Source organism: Paenibacillus sp. J22FR5, from assembly GCF_059691975.1.
On the sequence record NZ_JCAUAN010000029.1, the window covers coordinates 12,860 to 35,250 of the forward strand.

The window sequence follows — 22,391 nt, forward strand, 5'->3', positions numbered from 1 at the left end:
TCAATCCTTAATAGGCTTGTTCCAAATCGTTATCGACGTTCTGACTCTTGATTTGGATAATCATACGTATTATCCGTTTGACGAAAGGATTTTATACGCCTTTGGTTTAACATGTCAATCATGTATGATTAGGGTGCATTTATCCCATTAAAATCCTGAAAAGATTGTGCATACTTCCTCCATCTTTCGGGAATCTCCATAATATTTTTACAATAAACAGCCTGTAAATAACGGGACAAGTTCGTTACTTTCTCTTCCACAAGGACCTCGCGTATCTCAGAAGGTTTTGAGGGCACATAATTTTCCCGCACAATCTCGAATTGGTCTAGTGGCAAAAACATTTGCAAACTTTTTTTATAGGAACAACGAGTTGGGTAACGAGGTGAGCTTCCCGAATCGTACTTAGACAACTTAACAGTGTCATAGAAGTCATAAAGCAACGAATGTGCATCCAATTGAAGGATAGCAAATGCTTCATTTGGTTCTCTTTTTGAATATATCTCCAGCATTTTTTGACAATCCCTTTGTGTCGGCCAAAAAAATACGTGCTGATCCAGATAATTATAAAATTGTTGATGAGTTGTTTTTGCATCCATAACTTGATCTGCAATTCGTAGATGAGCGTTTGCTACAAAAACATTGCCGTGAAAATGAACTTCTCTACTCATTATCCGTCTTTCATTCGATAAATTAGGATCAACCTTATTACAAGAATACAAAGCATCGAGATGCGCAATTGAAGGCAAGTTTCGGACTCTTGTAAAATGAAATAATGACTTCCTTTTTGAACTGTTCGATATTTTTTTTGCAATTAAATCGTTCATACTATGATACCTCTTATCCGATCTCATTTCTTTGTAATTGGGTCAGTAATGTCTCCATCAAGCTTTCGCTTCCTGATCGCAATATGCTGTATGTTCTTCCTTCTTAATAGACTTAATATAAGAAAGAATAAGATCGATAAATCCGCTTGCTGCCCGGCCCAAATACTTATCTTTATGATAAACGATCCCTACTTCTCGGCAGAGCGTTGGGTTTAGGATAGGAATGATGATCAAATCCTCATATTGATACATCTCGATTAATGTTTTAGAAAGAATAGTGGCCCCTGTCCCGGACCTTACTAAATTGAATAAAGAATCGACCGTTGTCGTTTCAATAAAAGGTTTTAATTCCAGCCCTGCTATTTTGCATGTGGAATCAATCAGCTGCCGGCATCGGTGTGTTTCAGGAAACATCACAATCGGGGTTGTTACTAATTCTTCAAAATCAATTTGAAGGTGGCTGGCTAAAGGATGGCTGGCCGTAGTCACGAAAAAGAAGGCTTCTCTATAGAGAGGCTTAATCGCCAATTTATCATGTTCTACAGGTAAAATAGAGATGGCAAAGTCCAGTTCATTTTGCAGGACCCGTTCAACGACATCTTCATTAGCAATCAACTTTATGCGTATATTCGGATAATTGCGATGATAGTTGATTAATAGTGATGAAACCAGCTCATTTAATTCACCCGGCAAGGCGCCAATCGATAAAGTGCCGCGTTCTACTTTCTGCAACTCTTGAATTTGCTCGCGTGCACTTGCCAAGGATCCTATAGCTTTATGGGATTGCTGGTATAAGATCATCCCCGCTTCTGTGATCATCGTCTTCTTACCGATTCGATCAAACAATTGAACACCAAGCTCGTTCTCAAGCGCCTTAATTTGATGACTTAACGTAGGCTGTGTAATACCAAGTTTTTCTGCAGCCCGAGTGAAATGGAGTTCTTCGCAAGTCGTCATGAAATATTCTAGTTGTCTTAATTCCATCCTCATTCACCTCGTGTTTCTTGCTTCATTATCTCAGTATATAAATCCATTTGTCTGCAACATCTTTACACTTATTCAAACGTAAGCATATCGCCGCGCCCCCATTACATCCATGATTGGGCTGAACAGCTCCTTTGAGAATTTGCTGGTCGCAAAGACAACAAACCCATACATGACTAGAGACTCATGGATGGATCAAACGATTTTATGATTAGTATGAAAAATATGAGTGAGACACACCACTTTCGCATCAAATAGTCTTCGTAAAACATCCCACTACTAGTTGTTATTATTTGTTACTGACAGGAGGACAATACATGCGAAAACCTCACTATCAAGATTAGGTTTGGAGTTAAATTGCTGTTTGTCCGATTGATTCTTCTCGTGTTTTAATCTAATTATATAAAATCAACATATCAACCAACAATGTTCCTTTTTCTATCATAATGATGCATAATTTCTATGGTTTCTCGCTTCGTAAGGAGGTACAATGATGCAAATGAGTAAAACATATGCAGACCGAGCACACGAGTTGTATTTGTATCCAACTGGTTTTCAATTAAAATATAAAAGTCCCTTTCCGATATTTCGAAAAGGGACTTATGACGAACTCATCTGTGTACTGTGTACGATTACCTACGCCTTTATTTGAAAGATGAATTTACCTTAACCTTTAAGCAATTTGCCATTGAACAGAATGTTCAGCGTACGAATAAACAGAACGATCAGAACGATACTAAGCAATGCCAGAATGATCGCGGCGATGGCGATTAACAGCCAGGAATGTACGAACAGAGCATACTCCAAAGCAGCGTTGCTAAGCGCAGCCATCGGAAAGCTTACACCCCACCAAGAAGCGCCGAACGGTACAGACTTTTTGAAGACTTTAAAGAACAGGACGATGAATAAAAATAAGCCAAAGTAAAACAATATTGATGCAAACTGATCAATTTGTTGCATGAAGTTTGTATAACTAAGAAAGCCAACCTCAAACGGTGCAATCAAAATGAGCATGGAAGGCGTTAACCCAGCTGGCATTGGAGCATGATGGATCAATCTGGATACGATGATGACGAAGTAAACTAAAGCAACTATTCCGCCGATCGCTAAGCACAACAGATTGATTTCATGCGCCCAAGGAAACGGCATCGTTCCGCCGGCGACGCCAACGTCGAGTGTTGCCACTACAGGAATAATCCATGCAGGAACCGCATTTGCTGGTTCTTGATTCCCATTTAACAATCGCGAAATGAAGACAAAACTAAGCACTAAAGTGGTCGCCGTTCCGATGATCCAAACCGTTTGGCCTAATACTTGACTGTAGGTACCTAGCACAGAAGAAAGCAATAGAATCGAAATCGCGATTGTACCAAAAAAGTTCCCTAAGATAGGATGCGTAAATTCGCCTACCACTTTCTGAGGGTATAGAACCCATTTTGAAATATAACCTATGCTTAACGCGATAAACATAAGTACCGCGACGATTCCAATAATATCAGCGATGGCGGGGGAAGTACCAAATAGCTTGCTCGCTTGTCGCCAAGCCAAAGACAAACCTGAAATACCCATAACTGACGCGAATAAATTAACTGGCAAGAATTGTACTGAACCGATCCTTCTTTGTTTCTGTACGGCAGCTATTGTTTGCATTGAAAAGTCACCATTTCCTTTTTATTTTATGATCCAATTAACTAATTGTTTAGTTAACACCTTATTTTTGATATCAAATTAAAGAACAAATAAAATTGCTTATTGGCTATCAAGTCCTATCACCTGGTGATGATCTACCTTCAACGAACCAGTTAGCCGACTACCTATTAATAAATAGAAAAACGACAATGGGTAAACTCACAAGTGAAGGACGAAGGTTTATTGATTATGCAAAAGGGGCGCGGGACCCGAATCACTGACGAAGCGAAACTCGAAGAGTTTAAGTGGAATAACCCTTATTCGCTTACTTGCATTGTTTATGGAGTGCAAAGTGCCTCTTAGTGCGTAAGAAATCTCAATGACCAGAGCCGCTAGACCAGATGGATCTATATGCTGAAGAGTTTCTTTAACAAAAACTCAGGAGACCCATGATGGAAAGCAACAAGCTCGTTGTTGAGCCTAAACTTACTAATATGTGCGTACGAAGTCCAGTCTGCTTGATGGCTCCACTCCCCCTCAAAACCTATTAAACCCCACATCTAACGGCTACCACTACACGTAAGGCAAGCTCCATATTTGATAGATACCAAATATCTAGCTTCCACCCTTCTGTAACGACTTCCTTATTTTAACCTTGCCCCGAAAAGTGATCAATATCGTTGTTTCTATTATTCCTATAGATAAGACTATATTGATTAATAGAGCATTAAAATAATAAAACCGCGCTGCGCGCGGATCTCTATAGATATATGTTCTTGTCCTCTTACACACAATCACAGTTTTTCTTTTGTCAGAACTGTTCTTGTCATCAGGCAAGTTCATTCGCTTACATTTGAGACAAAACATGCGATTTGATCAACGCCAATCGTTTGGTTAATCAGGAAAAATCATATACACTTCAGGAGGAGGCATATGAATGAACGATGATTGTGCACGTAAATGTTGCCTGCCGTTTATCCAAACGTAGCTTTCGTCATATCTTTCTATTAATCCCCCACCTGAGACTTTCTCATCAGTTACAACCATCACATAATGACAAAAAAAAATAGCATTTTCAAAATCGATGTCAAATTGAAGCGTAGTATGGTACATCTAATTCCATCCTTTCGAATGATAGTTCCTAGCCAATACAGCTAATGACCCAAGCCGCTAGACCAGGTAGATCTATATTCTGAAGAGTTTCTTTAACAAAAACTCAGAAGACCCATGATGGAAAGCAACAAGATCGTTGTTGAGCCTATACTTTCTAATATGCGCGTACGAAGTCCAGTCTGCTTGATGGCTCCACTCCCCCTCAAAACCAATCAATCTCCCACATCTAACGGCTACCACTACTCGTAAGGCAAACTCCATATTCGATGGATACCAAATATCCAACTTCCACCCTTCTGCAACGACTTCCTTATTTTAACCTTGTCCCGAAAAGTGATCAATATCGTTGTTTCTATTATTCCTATAGATAAAACTATATTGATTATTAGAGATTACAGACCCACCTCAAATAAACGGGATACTCTCGCGATTTGGGCAGTATGGTTCACCATTGCCTTTTCATATTACGGCATGTTTCTTTGTAGTAGCCCCCCTCCTTTTTTAAAAATATGAAAAGTAAAGGAGCTGCCTCGGCAGCTCCTTTAATCGTTTCTATAGAGTCCTTTATTTAACCACAACTTGCTTTACAGTTTTAAAATGTTGAATGTAATCGTTGCTGCTCTTTGCTAATCGTTCATCAGTAACGTTCGAAGTATCATTAAGTGCAAAGTGAGGCAGATAAGAAGCGCTGATAAAGTGGGCAAGTGCTTCGATCGGTCGCAATATTTCCTGTAGTGTAAAGCGGTTCGACCCAGTTGCTTGATACGACTCCTCAGTTCCATATGTCGAGATCGCTACACCTATTTCTTTACCTGCTGTTTTACTACCATCTGGTCCATAGGCCCAACCATATTGCAAGACAGTATCAAACCACTTTTTAAGTAATGGAGGTGTACTGTACCAATAAAGGGGATATTGGAAAATAATCCGATCATGCCCTTCAATTAGCTTTTGCTCCTTAGTAACATCGATATTTTCGTCTGGGTATTCCTTATATAATTGATGAATAGTGAAATCACCATGCTTTTGCAATGCTTCCAGCCATGATTTATTCCAGTTAGATGTTTCGATATTTGGGTGAGTTATGATGACTAAGGTTTTCATTTTAATTGCTCCATTCCATTGTTGTATTTTTTTACATTCAGGTTTCATGTACTATTTTCATTTGTTTTCGAAAAATGCTGCGTTTTTCATAAAAATACTTTCTTGTTTATTAACTAAAGCTTCATTTATTTGCCTCATCGATATCTTCCCAAAATTGCGTCACTTTCATCCCACCCCCCTAATTCAAATATTTGAGTGGACATAACCTCGTTAGTATTTATCCAATATTACATTCTATTTCATTGTAAATCTTACCATTGTCCAGCGTTTTGGCCGCCATCAACTCATTATACCTATTAAAAGGTAGATTCGTAGAACTGCAGCACCCAACAAGCATGAGAATAACTAAAACCGAAAATTTCAGTTCAAACCTTAATAGGCTTGTTCAAAACCGTTATCGATATCTACGACCTCTCCACGAGACATAGCCGTCATACCTGTACGGGTTAGTTCCAAGATGCCATAGGGTCTCAGCAGCTCAATTAATGAATTAATTTTATCTTGATCGCCAACAACTTGAATTATCAGACTTTCCAATCCAATATCGACTATAGAAGCACGAAAGGGTTCAACAATACTTGAAATGACCGGTTTCATTTTGGACACAGCACTTACTTTGATAAGTGCAAGCTCGCGGTCAACCAGCGGATAAGCGGTTAATTCAATAATTTGAATAACATCGATTAGTTTATTAAGCTGCTTTTGCACTTGTTCGAGCATTTTGTCATCCCCAGACGTTACAATGATCATACGGGACAATCCAGTTTCTTCTGACTGGCCTACAGTTATACTGTCAATGTTGAAACCGCGGCGTCCGAATAATCCAGCAACTCTCTGTAAAACACCCGGATGGTTGTTTACAAGAACAGAAATCGTGTGACGTTTCATCTTTCATCCCCCATAATCATATCATCTATCGTGGAACCCGGAGTAACCATTGGAAAAACATTCTCTTCCTGACTGACAACAAAATCAATAAGTACAGGGCCCGGTATTTCCAGAGCTTTTTTCCACACCTGACGAGCCTCTTCTTTATTTGTTGCCCTGAGCCCTGTAACACCATAGGCTTCAGCCAGTTTAACGAAATCTGGACTACCAGAGAGGTCCATATGACTAAAGCGACTATCGTAAATGATTTCTTGCCATTGCCGTATCATGCCGAGGACCTGATTATTCAGAATAACGATCTTCACGGGAATGTTATGAATAGCGCAAATCGCAAGCTCTTGTGCATTCATTTGAATCCCTCCGTCGCCATTGATGGACACCACGAGTCGGTCTGGGGAACCTACCTGTGCCCCTATCGCCGAAGGTAAACCAAAGCCCATTGTTCCAAGTCCACCAGAGGTAATGATCGAACGCGGATGCTTAAACTTATAAAATTGAGCGGCCCACATTTGATGCTGCCCTACGTCCGTAGTAACGATCGCTTCGCCATTGGTAGTTTCGCTGATCATTTCAACTACGAATTGTGGTTTTAAAGTTATTTCCGAATCCGTATAACGAAGAGGATTCTTTTTTTGGTTTTCTTGAATTTCTGTCAGCCATGCTTCTGATTTTACCGGTTTCGCATGAACGTTAGCCTGTTGAAGCACGGATTTCACATCGCCAATACAAGGGATTGCCGTTTGAACGATTTTCCCAATTTCTGCTGGATCGATATCAATATGCGCAATAATTTTCGCCTTAGGAGCAAATCCACTCGTTTTCATCGTTACTCTGTCATCAAAGCGTGCTCCAATACTGATGAGAAGATCGCAATTTTGTAAGGCTTTATTGGCTGCGTATGTTCCATGCATGCCCGGCATGCCCATCCATAATTCATGTGCACTTGGAAATCCTCCTAAACCAAGCAATGTCGTCGTAACTGGTATCCGGGTTTTTTCTACAAATTCTAGTAATTCCTTGGAAGCGTCCGAATATATAACGCCCCCGCCAGCCAGAATGACAGGGCGTTCGGCTTCTTCGATAGCCCTGAGTAATTTTTCGATTTGTGTCATATTCGGATCGATGTCCGGGAGATATCCTTTAATCTTAGGAGTACCTAACGGATATTGAAAGATCATCGTTTGGCTCGTTACATCCTTTGGAATATCGATCAAAACTGGCCCCTTTCGTCCAGTGGAAGCAATATAAAATGCTTCATGAATAATCTTTGGTAACTCATTGACATCACGAACTAAATAGTTGTGCTTCGAGATAGGCATTGTGATGCCGGTAATATCTGCTTCCTGAAACGCATCAGTACCAAGTAAGGGCGTCGGGACATTTCCTGTAATCACAACTAATGGAACAGAGTCCATATTAGCAGTGGCGATACCCGTTACTAGATTAGTTGCCCCAGGTCCCGATGTTGCAAAGCAAACCCCAACTTTTCCTGTAGCGCGCGCATAGCCGTCTGCAGCATGAATGGCCCCCTGCTCATGACGAGCTAAAATATGGTTAAACCCTGGAATGTCATGAATGGCGTCGTAAATATTTAGGACACTTCCTCCTGGAATCCCAAAAACAGTATCGACACCTTCAATTAGCAAGCTTCTGATAAGCGCCTCCGATCCTGTTATCATATCGCTCTTCATTAGCTTAGTTAGCCATTCTTGCATCGAGTGTTGTCCCTCAATCTTAATCATGGTTTATTCCTCCAATTTTCTAAAATATAAAAATCCTTCCATCCCTAACCGCAATGTTATACAGCGATTAGGGACGAAAGGATCATTTCGTGGTACCACCCAGATTCACCGGAAATCTCATGACTTCCAGCCTCATGAAGTCAAAGTAAACGCTTTGACCTCTAGCATAATAACGTGTGCTAAACGTTTGAGCTTATTACTAGATTTAAGGTTCAATCTAGTTTTCACTCAAAAGCTCCGAGATGACCGTACAAGGGTTTAAGGCAAAGCTTCCACCAAATCCTTTGCTCTCTGGACTTAAGAGCCCTTGTGCTTTATTCTCTTCATCGCTTGGAATTATTTGAAATATTTAAAAGTATCGTGATTACCTTCTAGACTAGGTTATCATAAAGTGATCTATTTTAGTTATGGAAAGACACGATACCAGGTATCTCAAAACAAGATAACAAAGGGGATGTCAGAATGATGATTGATTTGTTAGAAGGGAGATTTTACAAGACGTTCCTTGCGGTGATGGAAGAAAGGAGCTTTAAAGGTGGTCAGAAAAATGGGGGAATGTTCTATACGACAGTTTAAACTTAAATTTCCAGCTTTAAACGAAGCTCTCTCAAATAATTCCGACTCACTGGAACAGAGCTTTTGGACTTGTCCTTCATAATTAGGTTATACGCCCCATTCATCCAAGCTTTTAACTCTACAATGTGGTTCAAGTTCACCAAATAACTTTTATGACTGCGAAAAAAGGAAAATGACTTCAGTTTTCCTTCCAATTCGTGTAATGTATAGTTCGTTTTGTGAATTTCATCTTTGGCGTGTATTAAAACATGCTTGCCTTCTGTGCTCATAAAAATAATGTCCAGTGGGGACAAATATTTAATGGAACCATTCACCTCAATTGCCAGCTTAAGCGGAGCGGTTTGTGGCGATATAACCGCACTGCTCCTCTCCATATGGATCTCCTTTAAAATCCCCTGAATATTAGCTTCATCATAAGGCTTCAATAAATAATGAAACGCCCGCAGTTTGAATGCTTCAATGGCGTACTGATCATACGCAGTGCAAAATATAATTTTCGACTTTACTCTTAGCTCTTGGATCACTTCGGCAGCTTGAAGCCCTGTTAAACCAGGCATTTCAATGTCAAGAAAGATAAGATCAGGCTCAATTTCCTTCGTCAACTTAATCGCCTCCATTCCGCTTTTGGCCTGAAGGATCTGCTCCACTCCATCAACATGTTGAAGTAGATAACTCAATTCTTCACGAGCAGGAGTTTCATCATCCACGATTAATATCTTTACCCCCATGCCTTATTTCCCTCCTATTTGATCCAAAAGTAAACCTTTGTTCCTTTTCCGACCTCGGATTCTATATGTAGAGCCTGATCTTCACCGTAGTGATAGCGGAGCCGCTGCTCAATATTATGCAGGGCCAATCCTGCATGTTCATCGCTATCCTTTATCTTTACTGCAGGAAATCCTACGCCATTATCTTCCACGAGAATGAGAACCCTGTCCCCATCCTCTTTGATGATAAGCTTGATAGATCCCTGTTCTGTCGATTGGATGCCATGGACGATCGCATTTTCCACCAAGGGCTGGATGCTGAATGGCGGCAGCTGCCGCTCTTTGACTCCTTCATCAATAATCGTAGTGATTGTCATCTTACCTCCCAGCCGAGCTTTTGATAAATCCAAATAGGCCATCACCAGCTCTAGTTCCTCACGAATGGAAATCAAAGGTTTACTGCTGTTTGTCATATTTTTGCGTAAAAATGTGGCAAGCTGAGTCACTAAATGTCGCGCCGTCTCGGGCTCGGTTCGGATAAAGTATTTCATTGTATTCAGAACGTTAAACAAAAAGTGAGGCCTCATTTGAGATTGTAACGAACGAAATTCTGCATCTGCCACGAACTTCTCTTGCTTCTCAGCTTCCACAAACGCAAATTGCTGAGAAAGCAGTTGAGCTAGTGAACCGATCATCATTTGCCGATAAGGATTGATATCCTGCTGCCGCCGAAAGTACAATCGAAAACTTCCGATTTTCTTTTTATTTTGCATCTCGATGGGCATGTCAATCCAGTAGGGTGATGTCCTGCCTTCTTTCACAGATCCATCATTTGTATTCTTGCTGAAGAATGCGCCAACTGCATCGATTTCCTCCACGAGGACCTGAGCAATTTTGTGGACCGCTGTTTCAAAGGAGCTTTTCCAATAAGGCAAGGTAATATCTGCAATCTGCAACGCCCTTCTTGCATGGATAGAGCCAATTCGCTCTTCTTCTTTTTCAATCGTATTATAAACCATGAAGAACAAGGCCACGCCAACACTGTTAGCAATCGTTTGTGGGAATCCGATTAATTTCACCAAATGTAAAGCTTCATTCCAGGGCTTAGCCAGCAAAAGAATTAAAACCATCTGTAGAGTTTCTGCAATTAAGCCAACTACAAAAGCCAATGGTACTATCGATACGTGGTGAAATCTTTTCTTGATAGCGCCACGGTATAAACCGGACAAAATTCCCTGCAAGATCGGAGCTACCATACCAGCAATAGCAACAAATCCCCCTAAACTGTAACGATGAAGCCCCGCAATGAGTCCAACGATAAATCCACTTTTCACCCCGCCAAGTAAGCCTGCAATGACCACCCCTACTGTTCTCGAATTAGCAATCGCCTCTGTGGCAGATACATTTCCAACCCATGGGGCTGCGTGGTAATCGTATTTGGAAACTGCAACACCTGAATACGTACCAAGTATGGCATACATGCAGAAAAACAAGAGGAAACGCCAATGGTATCTTTGTTCCCCTTGATAGCTCATATAGCTACGCATCCATTTACTGCGCGAGATTACATAAGCTGTTGAAGTCAAAAATCCTACCCTTTCCAGCATATCAACCATAAGATGCAGCATGCATGCACCCCCTCATTCTCAACTCTTACATAGATTAACCACTTCCCTCACTTCCTACAATAAGAAAAAAAATAGACCAGCTAATATAGCTAGTCTAGTCTATCTATACATGACTTGGACATTTCAAATGTTGAACGACTTCATTTAGCCGCGTTCTTCAAGTCAAAAATTGTATGCAAGACTGAATTGGTACGAAGCTTTGCTTTTTTAACATAAACTATATTAACCAATCCCAGTACGATAATGTTGACAAGAAAACCCCAAAATCCTTCATATATGCCATAAGAATGACCGCTTGCATATACAAGGAACACCGTTAGCATACCTGCAATCAAACCAGATAAAGCTGCTTCCTTGGAAAGATTTCTCCAAAATAAGCTGAAGACAACAGCAGGGAAAATCTGCACAATACCTGAAACTCCCATAAGCTGAAGAGAAACCAATGCATTCGGAAACATTAATCCAAATATCAAAGCCAGACCGATAACCAGAAAGACCATATAGCGGGTAACACCGGTTAATGTTTTCATGCTTGCTTTTGGCGCAATCAAATCTCGATAAATGTTATTCGCAAATAAATTGGATGCCCCAATGGCCATTATGGAACAAGGTACTAAAGAAGCAAGCGCTATGGTTGAATAAGCCAAGCCCTGCATCACACCGCCATAAGACTGATGAATCAATGTTAGAAAGGCGAACCGTGGATCTGTTCCTTTGGGAACAACAAGACTTGCTGTGATACCTAGAAAAGTTACGAGCATCAATACAATGTTGTAAAATGGAAGAATAATGGTGTTTCTCCGCAGCGATTCAGCGCTTTTTGAACTAAATATGCCTGTAACCGTATGTGGCCACATAAACAAAGCCATAGCAGAAACTAACGCAGCAGTCGAAAACCATGGAATCCCTTTTGCACCAGAAGAAGGAATGGTTAACATTTGGGGAGACTTAGCTACAGCCGTATCCATCATACTTCCCCAGCTTCCAAAATGAATAATAGGAATGGTCACGACCATGTACAGCATGATGACCCAAACCAAAATATCCTTAATAATCGCTGTGTAAGTCGGAGCTTTAATACCGCTGAAAAACGTATACAAGGCTACTAGAGAAAAAGATACAATAACCACTAAGACAACATTAATTTGCCCATTACTCGCTATCTTAATCGTGTCTAATATGCCGCTTAACTGGAGATCAATATAGGGGATCAGCATGAAAACACCAATTATAGCGACTAAAACAGATAATGTTTTACTTTCAAATCTGCCCTTAATATAGTCAGCCAAGGTAGTAAATGAATGCGCTTTACCAACTTTCCACAGCTTAGGTAAAAAGAAATAAGCGATAGGATACGCAAGCACTACATAAGGAGTCGCAAAAAAGGCGATACTTCCTCCTTTAAACGCTGAGCTCGTCAGTCCAAGGAATGTATAGGCGGTATATACGTCAGCACCAATCAAAAACCAAACAAACAAACTGCCCAGCTTTCTTCCGCCAAGGGACCATTCTTCAACAGAGCTTCTAGATGATTTGTTCCGGCCTGCTACAAAGCCAATCAACATGACTAGAATAACGACAGTTGCTGTTATATAAAAGGCTACCAAATTCCCGCTCATGATTCAAAACCTCCTGATCGTTTCTGAATTTGATAAATCCCCAAAGTAAAAAGCGGCGTCAAAATCATCCATAAAAGCAGCCAAAAATGAAACAGGGGAAATCCAAAAATGAGAGGATGTATTCGATTTACTAATGGCAGCGCTATCAATTGGGCGATGAAAGGAATAACGACCAATATAAATATGATGAATTTCTTCATTTAACAGTTCCCCTCCTAGCAAAGTGTAAACCTCAATATAGTTGATATTACGTTGCTTCATCATTATAAAAGATTTAAAAGCATTCTAGAATACTTTTGGATTAACATGTTGAAAGCGCTACCTTACATGCTGAAATTCCGGTTTCAAAGGATTTCTTCTCATATGCCATCTCTCATCGATGTAGGGGGGTTGAACGTCCAAAAAGGCCGACCCGAATTTTTACGTTTCAGGTCAGCCTTGGCATCATCATTTATTTTACATTGTCCTTAATTTAAAATGAGTAAAAATCGCCCCGATCATCTTCCCTCATTGTCGGCTTCCCATCTTGCGACCTCTTCCCGAACTCGCGGTGCGACTTCCTTACCCAATAGTTCAATGGATTTCATAACATCCTCATGTGGCATGGTGCCGGCAGGTAAATGTAGGAAAAATCGTGAGAAGCCTAAATGTTTTTGCATATAAATAATTTTGTTGGCCACCGTTTCGGGATCGCCTACGTAGAATGCGCCTTCTGGGCTGCATGAGGCATCGAATTGTGAACGGCTATAATGTCCCCAACCGCGCTCTTTACTCATTGAATTAAACACTGCCTGAGTGGGAGGGAAATACTTTTCCGCCGCAAGTGATGTACTCTCCGCAACGAACCCGAGTGAGTGTACGGCTATCTTTAATTTCGATGCATCAAGTCCTGCACGAGTAGCAGCGTTCTTATAGAGCGGCACGAGCGGAGCAAATTGCAAGGGGCTCCCGCCAATGATCGCCAAAACAAGAGGCAGTCCCAGTTCCCCTGCTCGTATGACAGATTGCGCATTACCCCCACTGCCAAGCCACACGGGTAAAGGGTTCTGAACTGGACGCGGATACACACCCTGATTCGTAAGGGCAGGTCGATGCTTTCCTTTCCAGGATATCTTCTCCGAGTCCCTTAATTTTAATAATAGTTCCAATTTTTCCGCGTAAAGCTCATCATAGTCTTTTAAATCATAACCAAACAATGGAAACGCATCGACCATAGAGCCTCGACCCGCGATAATCTCAGCACGACCATTTGAAATACCATCGAGCGTGGCAAATTGCTGAAACAAACGTACTGGATCAACTGCAGAGAGCACGGTAACCGAACTGGTTAAGCGTATCCTTTTGGTCATGGACGCCGCTGCAGCCAGCACAACGACAGTAGCGGAATCCGCAAATTCCTTACGATGATGCTCACCGACCCCAAATATATCCAACCCAACCTGATCGGCAAGGACGATTTCTTCAACAACCTCACGCAACCGCTCCGCATGACTAATTGTCTTGCCCGTTTTAACATCCGGAGTCGTTTCGACAAATGTATCTATTCCTATTTCCATTTTCAAATCCCCCTACATACAAAATTTAAGTAAAATCCTTCTTTCAAAAAGAATCTGATCCATCATTATTGGTATTGCCTTCACGATTCTTGATACCATACCCAATTTTCTTCAACACGTGAATAAGTTCGAGCTTCTCCCCGTCCGTTGCGAAGGACAAATTATCGGAGATCGTTTGGACATGCCTTGGGAAGATATTATCAAAGTAGCTCCGCCCTTCAGCAGTCAATGTCACATTCGTTTTTCGTCGATCACCCGGGATGGGGAGTCGTTCCACGAACCCCTTCTTCTCAAGCTTATCGACCACGTAGGTGATACTCCCGCTTGGAATCGAGAAGGTGTCGCTTATTTTCTGGATGGGCTGCGGTCCTTTATTATAAAGAAACTCCAAAATTTGAAAGGTCTCCCCACTGAGTCCATAGCTGTCAATGTCACGTTCTAAGCTCCCGTACAACTCTTTGACCATGTTTCTTATTACGCGTATTAGTTTTAAATCAAGTTCCTTACCCTCAGCATCGTGTTCAGTCATTCTCCATCCCCCTTTTCTGGCCTTATCTAGGCTCAAGCCAAATTTGAAAACCCTCGTAACCCGCTTGGACGCTTTCCTCGTGTTGAATACTCGAGCCCGCTTGCATCACTTGAATATCACTCTGTCCAAGGTTGCTTTCAGTGCTGAGTGTCTCTTTGAAAGCCCTGACCGGCAATGCCATATGAGATAATCTCAAACCCCTGGTGAGGATGAAGCCCGATTCCTCCTTTTGCCGCAAATGGACAAAAACCGCAGATTCCGCCAACCGCAGCAATCGGGTCCACAGAAAAGATATCTTATTAATATTATTCCAACAACTTAATATCCTAACATTAGTTATTCTAATATTAGAGTTTATATCTGTCAACTTGTAAAAAGTAGGAACATCTGCAAAGAGAACGCAAACCAAATTTCCCTACAACAAGGAGTCCTTCAGCTGTTTGCTCGCAAATTAAGCATGCAAATAGGGCAGCAGCCATGAATGGGCTGCCACCCTATTGGGAGAGCTTTTATTCCACAATATTAATTTTCACATCGATATTGCATTTGCTTAGTGACCAGCATTCTGTCCGCCATCAACATATAGGATTTCACCAGTTACAAAGTTAGCTGAATCCAGATATATAACTGCTTCTACGATATCATGCGACTCGCCCATCCTTCCCATAGGATGCAGTTTAGCTAGAGCATCGTGAGCTTCAACTGGATGCATTGGTGTTTTAATCACCCCTGGTGAAACGGCATTCACACGGATACCTCTGGAAGCATACTCAATGGCAAGTGATTTTGTTGCAGCTTTCAGACCGCCCTTTGTCAATGAGGCAAGTACGGAAGGAACGTTAACTGACGGTTGGTCAACCAGACTCGTCGTGATGTTAATGATGTGCCCGGTACCTTGTTTCAGCATCTCAGCCGCAGCGCGTTGAGTAACATGGAAGAAGCCGACGACGTTCGTAGTTAAATATGTTGTAAAGTCCTCTTCTGTATACTCCGTAAAAGGTTTGGACATGAAGATTCCGGCATTATTAATTAGCGTATCGATGCGCCCATAGTTAGCCAAAACTTCGTCGATTAGACGCTGTGCAATCTTAGGATCTGCAATATCACCAGCAACATAACGAACTTGCTTTCCTGTGGGATCAATTTCTTTTGCGGCTTCAACCAACGCTTGTTCGCGCCGTCCATTGATGACTACATTCACTCCTCGATTCACCAGCTCAATCGCCATCGCTTTCCCAAGACCACTGCTTCCACCAGTTATCACAAATACTTTTCCTTGGTTACTCAAGTGTTATTTCTCCCCGTGTTTTATTTATGGTAAATAATGAACGATCCACTGTTACACTTGTACCGTATGGATTACCTCCTACAACCGACGGATCAGTAAATCCATGAGCTGCAACAATCGCACCCAAGTTGTATCTTTTTGTCTTTCGGTAACTGTTTAACCAATCGCCACTGGCTTTACATTTTTAACATAACGAATGTAATCGACTTTACTTTGTGCCAATCGTTCATCATTAAGGTTAGAAATATCGTTCAGTGTAAAGTGAGGCAGATAAGAAGCGTTGATAAAATGAGCTGTAGCTTCAATTGGAAGCAATATTTCTTGCAGTGTAAAACGATTGGATCCAGTTGGTTGATAAGATTCATCGGAACCATATGTCGAGACAGCTACGCCAATTTCCTTACCTGCTGTTTTAGTGCCTTCAGGCCCATAAGCCCAACCGTATTGTAATACGGAATCAAACCACTTTTTGAGTAATGGCGGTGTGCTGTACCAATAAAGCGGATATTGAAAAATAATCCGGTCATGCGCTTCAATCAATTGCTGCTCTTTAGAAACATCGATGCTTTCATCTGGGTAAGCCTTGTATAATTCATGAATTGTAACATCACCATGCTTTTGCAATTCCTCCACCCATGCTTTATTCACGCGGGATGCTTCCATGTTCGGGTGAGTCACGATTACTAATGTTTTCACTTTAGTTGCTCCTTTTTATAGTTATATGTTTTTTATTTACGACGGATTTCCAGCACGCTTTCAATTATTCTCGTTTTAATTCAATCCATTCAGCGTTGCGGAAACGATCTAGTTGAGGTTACGCATTTCCATATCGGCATGCTCGACAACATAATAGAGACGGTTATTTTCCTCATCAATATCTTCCCAAAATAGCTTCACTTTCATACCATGCTTTATCGATAACATGTTCTCTGAACCTATCTTGAATTACCTGCTACAACATCCTTCACCTTCTCCATTGAGTAAAATGGTTCGTTACTTTTTGATTATTTCAGTACTTTCAGCATAGCCCAGATGATTCCCAGATGATTGATGTTATGATTATTGTTATTTAGTGTCTATTCTATCCAATCATTTTCAAAATTTCTGCCCGTTAAATTGCTCGGCATAAGCGCCATATCCTCTTTTTTCAAGTTCAGTTTTCGGTACAAATTGTAAGGCCGCAGAGTTAATACAGAATCGCAGTCCTGTTGGTTGGGGTCCGTCTTTGAACACATCACCTAGAAAAGAATCAGCATTACGGCTTCTGACCTGGGTAGTCACCGAAAGAAAACCAGATTTTTCTTTAAATATAATATTGTTTGGCTCTAAAGGTTTTGTAAAACTAGGCCAGCCCGTACCTGCATCAAATTTGTCCTTTGAGCTAAACAAAGGCTCACCCGAAACAATATCCACGTAAATACCTTCTTCTATGTTATCCCAATATTCGTTTTTAAATGGCTGCTCGTCCATATCATTCTGAGTAACATCGTATTGGAGCTTAGTCAGTGATTTCAGCTTTTCCTTTTTATTAAAATCTTTATACAAACCTATCTTTGCTGGAATTTTCACTACCCGGTCGTTGCCCCAAGTTTTATCCAAAAATGTATCGCGACCAGAGCCGAATTCATTTATCTTGTAGCTGATTGGGTTTTTCTTGTAATAGTCCTGATGTTCCTCTTCAGCTTTGTAAAACACGGATGCAAATAAAATCTTAGTTACAATCGGTTTATCAAACCTTTTTGAAGCTGCTAATGCATCTCTGGATGCTTCAGCCAACTCTTTCTGTTCATTACTATTGTAAAATATGGCAGATTGATATTCATTGCCACGATCAACGAATTGACCGCCTGCATCCGTAGGATCAACATTTCTCCAGAAAACTTGAAGGAGGTTGTCATACGTAATCTGATTCGGGTTATAACGAACTTTCACCGATTCGAGATGTCCTGTATTTTCAGAACCCACTTCTGCATAGGTGGGATTTTCCTTATGTCCTCCCGTATAACCACTTTCAACACGCAAGACACCATCTAGCTTTTCGAAAACAGCTTCCATACTCCAGAAACAACCACCAGCAAAAATAGCGGTTTCGTAAGGCGTGCTCGAATTTTCATTAACTGTAGTTAAAACCTCCTGAGCCCTCGCCATTTCATTTTTGTGAAAAGAAATGTAAAAGGAATAAACAATAAAGACTAATAGGGCGATGGATAAGACAACTAATTTTCGTTTTTTAAAATTCAATTTCCTTTTCACCTCCGTGGTATTTATTTGGGATGGTGCATCCCACTCTTAGTTGTTCAAAAAACAATTCATTTCAAAAAAAGATCCAACAGATAAAATAATGAGAAGAAATACAATGATTAATCGCACCGTCAAGTTAGATTTTTTCACTGGCATCAAATCCACTCTCCTTTTTTAATAGAGGCTCCTATCCTCCTCCGATGTCTTACACTTGGATTTTAACAAGAAAAGAACGGAAGCAAATCTGTGGAAGGTCATGTTTTCACAAAGAAAAAGGCAGAACATTTGGTCGCCAAAGCATGATAAATCTCACGCCCTATGCCAAAAGTCATGCCCTTTGATTATATGGAATGACGAACTGAAAACACTGCAGCTTGTGTTCTGTCGCGTAGCCCAAGCTTAGCAATGAGATTTGAAACGTGATTTTTCACTGTACCTTCCGTAATAAATAGTAAGCCTGCAATTTCTTTATTATTTAATCCTTGACCCAATAAAGCTAGTACTTCTTTCTCTCGTTCGGACAAAGATTCCAATCCATTAGGGTCATTTTTACTTAATGTGTATGCTTTATCCGGGTTCCATTCCGACATTTTTTTAAACTCTTTTAACAGCATTGCCGTTATATCGGGTTGAAATACGGTCCCTCCATTGTATACCGTTTGAATAGCGCTTATGATCGCTTCCGATGGCATATCCTTCAATAAATATCCATGGACGCCTTTCTCCAAAACTTGCATGATTAATTCCGCGTCATCGAAAGTGGTCAGAATCAATACCTTGGTCTCCGAAAAGTGCTTGAGAATCAATTCAGCTCCTTCAACGCCATCCATTCCTGGCATTCGAATATCCATCAACACGACATCAGGTCGCCATTCAAGTGCTTTGGTATAGGCATCTCTCCCATCAACGGCAGTTCCAACCACTTCCATATTAGGTTCCAAACCGATGATGGTCGCGAGACCCTCTCTCATGAGCCGTTGATCGTCAACTATCAGAATCCTCAATTATTGACACGCTCCATTTCCGTTGAAGAATAAGGGAATTTCACTTCAACAGCAAAGCCCATTTTATGATCCATCCTAAAATGCACCTCTCCGTTCCACTCCCTCACTCTTTCTTGTAAATTAATTAGGCCAAACCCTGGCTTCAGTTCAACAGGCATATCTCCATCATTACTTATGGAAAGTGAAAATCCGGTTTCGGAATAGGACAACGAGATTACTGCATTTTTCGCATGTCCATGTTTCCGAGCATTAGTAAGTGATTCCTGCACAATTCGATAAGCAGTTAATTGAAGATCGCCTGGTAGTGCGACAGGTATCCCATCCACTTCAAAGATCGTTTGAACCTCTGCAAATTTGGTAAACTCCTCAGATAGCTTTGCAAGGCTATCATTCAAAGAAGTCGATTTACTAGGTTCATCTCGAATAGCCCTTACCGAAAGTCGAACCTCTTGTAAAGTAGCTCTAATTAAATCTTCACATTCCAGATAGGTTTGTTCACTGCGTGATGAATCCAACTTGCTTAGCTTGCGAGCTGCCTGCATTTGAACTAACAATGCCGTCAGTTTATGACCTACCGTATCGTGAATATCCCTCGCAATTCGCACTCTTTCCCTAGTTGCGGCCCACTCTTCCGTTTTAAGTGAATATTCCTGCAGTTGCTCATGGGATTGCATCAATTGTGCATATAGCTGCATCGTATCCCTGCGTGCGCCTTGATAAAAATTAATTAAACAGCACACAATACCTGAGAAAACAATAAACGAACAGGTAATAAAATAGCTGATTTCGTCAAATCGTTTATATAAATACCAATCAATACTACCCATCGTAACAATATAGAGGATCAGCAACAATATACATGTGATGATGAGCATACGGGTATTCTTTAAAAACATTAAAATAGCTAAAGCCGTAATGCCAATAAAAAGGTGATTCGGGAAATTCCCGCTGATATAGACATAACCATAAGAAGCAGATACCAAGAAATCTATGATGAGGAGATGAAAAAGCCAATTTTGTTGCTTTTTCATGATTGAGTAGTAGTGGTTAACTAAAAGAAAAGCCACCAATGAAAAGACAATAAAACTAAGTCTCCAAAAAATCGCAATCGAATTTTCAAAATAAAAAATACCTGTTAGGGCTAAATCAAAAACGAGCTTTAACCCAAAAAACAGTCTCCATGAAAGGGGACTCTTTCTTATTATATCCGTTTCTTGGAGCATTTTCTCTTACACTCCTCACAAAGAATCGATGTACTCATTTCTTGATGACATGACATTCTCTTCTTTAAAGATGTCACCATTGCCGTAAGTGTTCATACCTCATATTTTCGTCGAATTGGCATATCATGATGTTCCTCTTTAACATCCCCAGGATTTATTTAATAAACGTTCCACAGCGGAAGCAGGCAAGGGCTTGCAATACAGAAAGCCTTGGGCTTGATGACAGCCGTTATTCAATAAAAATGTATGCTGAGCATAGTTTTCTACACCCTCGGCGATGACTTGAAGCTTCAGCTTTCGCGCCAAAGACAAAATCATTTTGGGTAACACTTTGTCTCTAGGCAAATCCTTGATAAACGAGCGGTCGATTTTTAACGCATCTACAGTGAAATGTTTTAAATAGTTTAATGAAGAATATCCCGTACCGAAATCATCGATTGAGACATAGATTCCCATATCTTTGAACACCTTCAGGGTGTAAAGGATATGTTTTTCATCCTTCATTAGAGCGCTCTCGGTAATTTCTATTTCCAAGTACGTAGGATCCAACTGAGATTCTTCTAATATTTCCTTTACGCGATACAAAAATGAGCTGTGGCAGAATTGTTTCGCAGAGACGTTGACTGCAACGCGAACCGGTGGTAACCCTTGCTGCAGCCAACGTTTATTTTGCATACACGCTTCTCGCAGTACCCATTCCCCGAGAGGCACAATAAAACCGGTCTCCTCAGCCAAAGAAATAAATTCAACCGGTCCCACGATCCCTTTTACGGGATGATTCCACCTCACCAACGCCTCCAGACTGCTTATCTCCCCCGTGTCCAACTCGATTCTCGGCTGATATTCCAGAATGAATTGCCGCTTGATCAAGGCAGATTCGAATTGGGATTTGAACAAGAAACGATTGTCATTTCCCTCATCGTTAGAAGGCTGATACATGACGCAAAGGTTCCTACCGTACTGCTTCGCTTGGTACATAGCCTTATCGGCTTTCTTCATCAAATTGCTGACCGCCGTTCCGTGGTCTGGAAATATGCTGATACCGGCACTGAGCGTTACACGGATTTCGTGATTGTCCAGCAGCACCGGGATTTTGAAGGAATCAATGATGCGTTCAGCCACCTTACTTGCATCCTCTGCAGATTGAATATCGTTCACGATGACCGTAAATTCGTCGCCTCCAAGCCGAGCAACTACCCAATCATGACTGACACTTGCTTTGATTCGCTCCGCCGCTTGAATAAGCAGGCGATCCCCTGCATCGTGGCCAAGAGAATCATTCACCCATTTGAAATGATCCAAGTCGATGAAAATCAACCCGAGCTTTTGGGATTCTTGTCTGTGCTCATTAATCATTACATCAAATCGATCCGTAAAGTGCCTCCGGTTTGACAATCCGGTCAAGGTGTCGTAGAAAGCCAAGCTTTTGATTTCTCTGTCCTTTTCTTTCCGTTGGACGGCTACATCGGTTAGATCGTTTAGGGCCGCGACAATTTCCATCTGTTCCGGTCTGAGATTGCCCCATTCCCCGCGTGCATTCCGTGCGGTTTCCATGTAACCTGGGACGTAGTTCCTCCCTTTTTCTTCAATTTCATGTAATATACGGTTTAGAGACTCTCCAGACACGATGAGTGACAAAATGTCGGTTTTTATTCTCAAAATAAGGTTTTCCAACTCAATTTCAGGCATCTTACGTTGTTCTGAATTCATATGACTGCCCCTTCTCCTAATGGCTG

19 protein-coding genes, 1 pseudogene and 1 other annotated feature are annotated in these 22,391 nt (G+C 41.1%); all 20 genes and pseudogenes read right to left on the reverse strand.

The genetic code is table 11. The features are described from left to right. Positions 1-128 precede the first annotated feature (128 nt). Positions 129-824 (reverse strand): DUF7002 family protein, encoded by a 696-nt coding sequence (locus tag AC58P7_RS26510; protein WP_497348345.1) that lies wholly within the window; start codon positions 822-824, stop codon positions 129-131. A 57-nt stretch (positions 825-881) separates the two neighbouring features. Then, entirely contained in the window at positions 882-1,808 is a 927-nt protein-coding gene (locus AC58P7_RS26515) for a LysR family transcriptional regulator (protein ID WP_497348347.1), read from the reverse strand. Between the two features lie 666 nt (positions 1,809-2,474). Then, a complete protein-coding gene (locus tag AC58P7_RS26520; RefSeq protein ID WP_497348349.1) occupies positions 2,475-3,458 on the reverse strand; it encodes an SLAC1 anion channel family protein in 984 nt (327 codons plus the stop codon). Between the two features lie 873 nt (positions 3,459-4,331). Next, complete coding sequence (locus AC58P7_RS26525) at positions 4,332-4,550, reverse strand: hypothetical protein (RefSeq protein WP_497348351.1); 219 nt, start codon at positions 4,548-4,550, stop codon at positions 4,332-4,334. 564 nt (positions 4,551-5,114) lie between these two features. After that, complete coding sequence (locus AC58P7_RS26530) at positions 5,115-5,654, reverse strand: NAD(P)H-dependent oxidoreductase (RefSeq protein ID WP_497348445.1); 540 nt, start codon at positions 5,652-5,654, stop codon at positions 5,115-5,117. A 372-nt stretch (positions 5,655-6,026) separates the two neighbouring features. After that, on the reverse strand, positions 6,027-6,542 hold the full coding sequence (gene ilvN / locus AC58P7_RS26535; RefSeq protein ID WP_497348353.1) for an acetolactate synthase small subunit: 516 nt from the start codon (positions 6,540-6,542) through the stop codon (positions 6,027-6,029). After that, positions 6,539-8,257: a biosynthetic-type acetolactate synthase large subunit gene (gene ilvB / locus AC58P7_RS26540; RefSeq protein WP_497348447.1), complete on the reverse strand. Its 1,719-nt coding sequence runs from the start codon at positions 8,255-8,257 to the stop codon at positions 6,539-6,541. Before ilvB ends, ilvN begins: the two co-directional genes overlap by 4 nt. Positions 8,258-8,350: 93 nt before the next feature. Then, positions 8,351-8,620: a binding site (T-box leader), on the reverse strand. A gap of 242 nt (positions 8,621-8,862) precedes the next feature. After that, complete coding sequence (locus AC58P7_RS26545; RefSeq protein WP_497348355.1) at positions 8,863-9,588, reverse strand: LytR/AlgR family response regulator transcription factor; 726 nt, start codon at positions 9,586-9,588, stop codon at positions 8,863-8,865. A gap of 14 nt (positions 9,589-9,602) precedes the next feature. Then, positions 9,603-11,195: a LytS/YhcK type 5TM receptor domain-containing protein gene (locus tag AC58P7_RS26550; protein WP_497348357.1), complete on the reverse strand. Its 1,593-nt coding sequence runs from the start codon at positions 11,193-11,195 to the stop codon at positions 9,603-9,605. 140 nt (positions 11,196-11,335) lie between these two features. Beyond that, on the reverse strand, positions 11,336-12,814 hold the full coding sequence (locus AC58P7_RS26555) for a sodium:solute symporter family protein (RefSeq protein ID WP_497348359.1): 1,479 nt from the start codon (positions 12,812-12,814) through the stop codon (positions 11,336-11,338). Beyond that, on the reverse strand, positions 12,811-13,014 hold the full coding sequence (locus AC58P7_RS26560; RefSeq protein ID WP_497348361.1) for a DUF3311 domain-containing protein: 204 nt from the start codon (positions 13,012-13,014) through the stop codon (positions 12,811-12,813). The genes AC58P7_RS26555 and AC58P7_RS26560 overlap by 4 nt, the downstream gene beginning before the upstream one ends. Positions 13,015-13,311: 297 nt before the next feature. Then, positions 13,312-14,370 carry an LLM class flavin-dependent oxidoreductase gene (locus AC58P7_RS26565; protein ID WP_497348363.1) on the reverse strand — a complete coding sequence of 353 codons (1,059 nt, stop codon included), beginning with the start codon at positions 14,368-14,370 and terminating at the stop codon, positions 13,312-13,314. A 43-nt stretch (positions 14,371-14,413) separates the two neighbouring features. After that, a complete protein-coding gene (locus tag AC58P7_RS26570) occupies positions 14,414-14,899 on the reverse strand; it encodes a MarR family winged helix-turn-helix transcriptional regulator (RefSeq protein WP_497348365.1) in 486 nt (161 codons plus the stop codon). Between the two features lie 550 nt (positions 14,900-15,449). After that, complete coding sequence (locus tag AC58P7_RS26575) at positions 15,450-16,187, reverse strand: SDR family NAD(P)-dependent oxidoreductase (RefSeq protein WP_497348367.1); 738 nt, start codon at positions 16,185-16,187, stop codon at positions 15,450-15,452. Positions 16,188-16,227: 40 nt separating this feature from the next. Then, positions 16,228-16,329 (reverse strand): annotated as a pseudogene (locus tag AC58P7_RS26580) (NAD(P)H:quinone oxidoreductase, type IV); the annotation flags it as partial. 14 nt (positions 16,330-16,343) lie between these two features. Then, complete coding sequence (locus tag AC58P7_RS26585; protein ID WP_497348369.1) at positions 16,344-16,883, reverse strand: NAD(P)H-dependent oxidoreductase; 540 nt, start codon at positions 16,881-16,883, stop codon at positions 16,344-16,346. Between the two features lie 399 nt (positions 16,884-17,282). Continuing rightward, positions 17,283-18,335, reverse strand: coding sequence for a peptide-methionine (S)-S-oxide reductase MsrA (msrA, locus tag AC58P7_RS26590; protein WP_497348449.1), 1,053 nt, complete (start codon positions 18,333-18,335; stop codon positions 17,283-17,285). Positions 18,336-18,769: 434 nt separating this feature from the next. Beyond that, complete coding sequence (locus AC58P7_RS26595) at positions 18,770-19,432, reverse strand: response regulator (protein WP_497348371.1); 663 nt, start codon at positions 19,430-19,432, stop codon at positions 18,770-18,772. Then, positions 19,429-20,655, reverse strand: a complete 1,227-nt coding sequence (locus AC58P7_RS26600; RefSeq protein ID WP_497348373.1) for a sensor histidine kinase — start codon at positions 20,653-20,655, stop codon at positions 19,429-19,431. Before AC58P7_RS26600 ends, AC58P7_RS26595 begins: the two co-directional genes overlap by 4 nt. 138 nt (positions 20,656-20,793) lie before the next feature. Next, positions 20,794-22,365: a putative bifunctional diguanylate cyclase/phosphodiesterase gene (locus AC58P7_RS26605; protein ID WP_497348375.1), complete on the reverse strand. Its 1,572-nt coding sequence runs from the start codon at positions 22,363-22,365 to the stop codon at positions 20,794-20,796. Between the last annotated feature and the right edge of the window lie 26 nt (positions 22,366-22,391).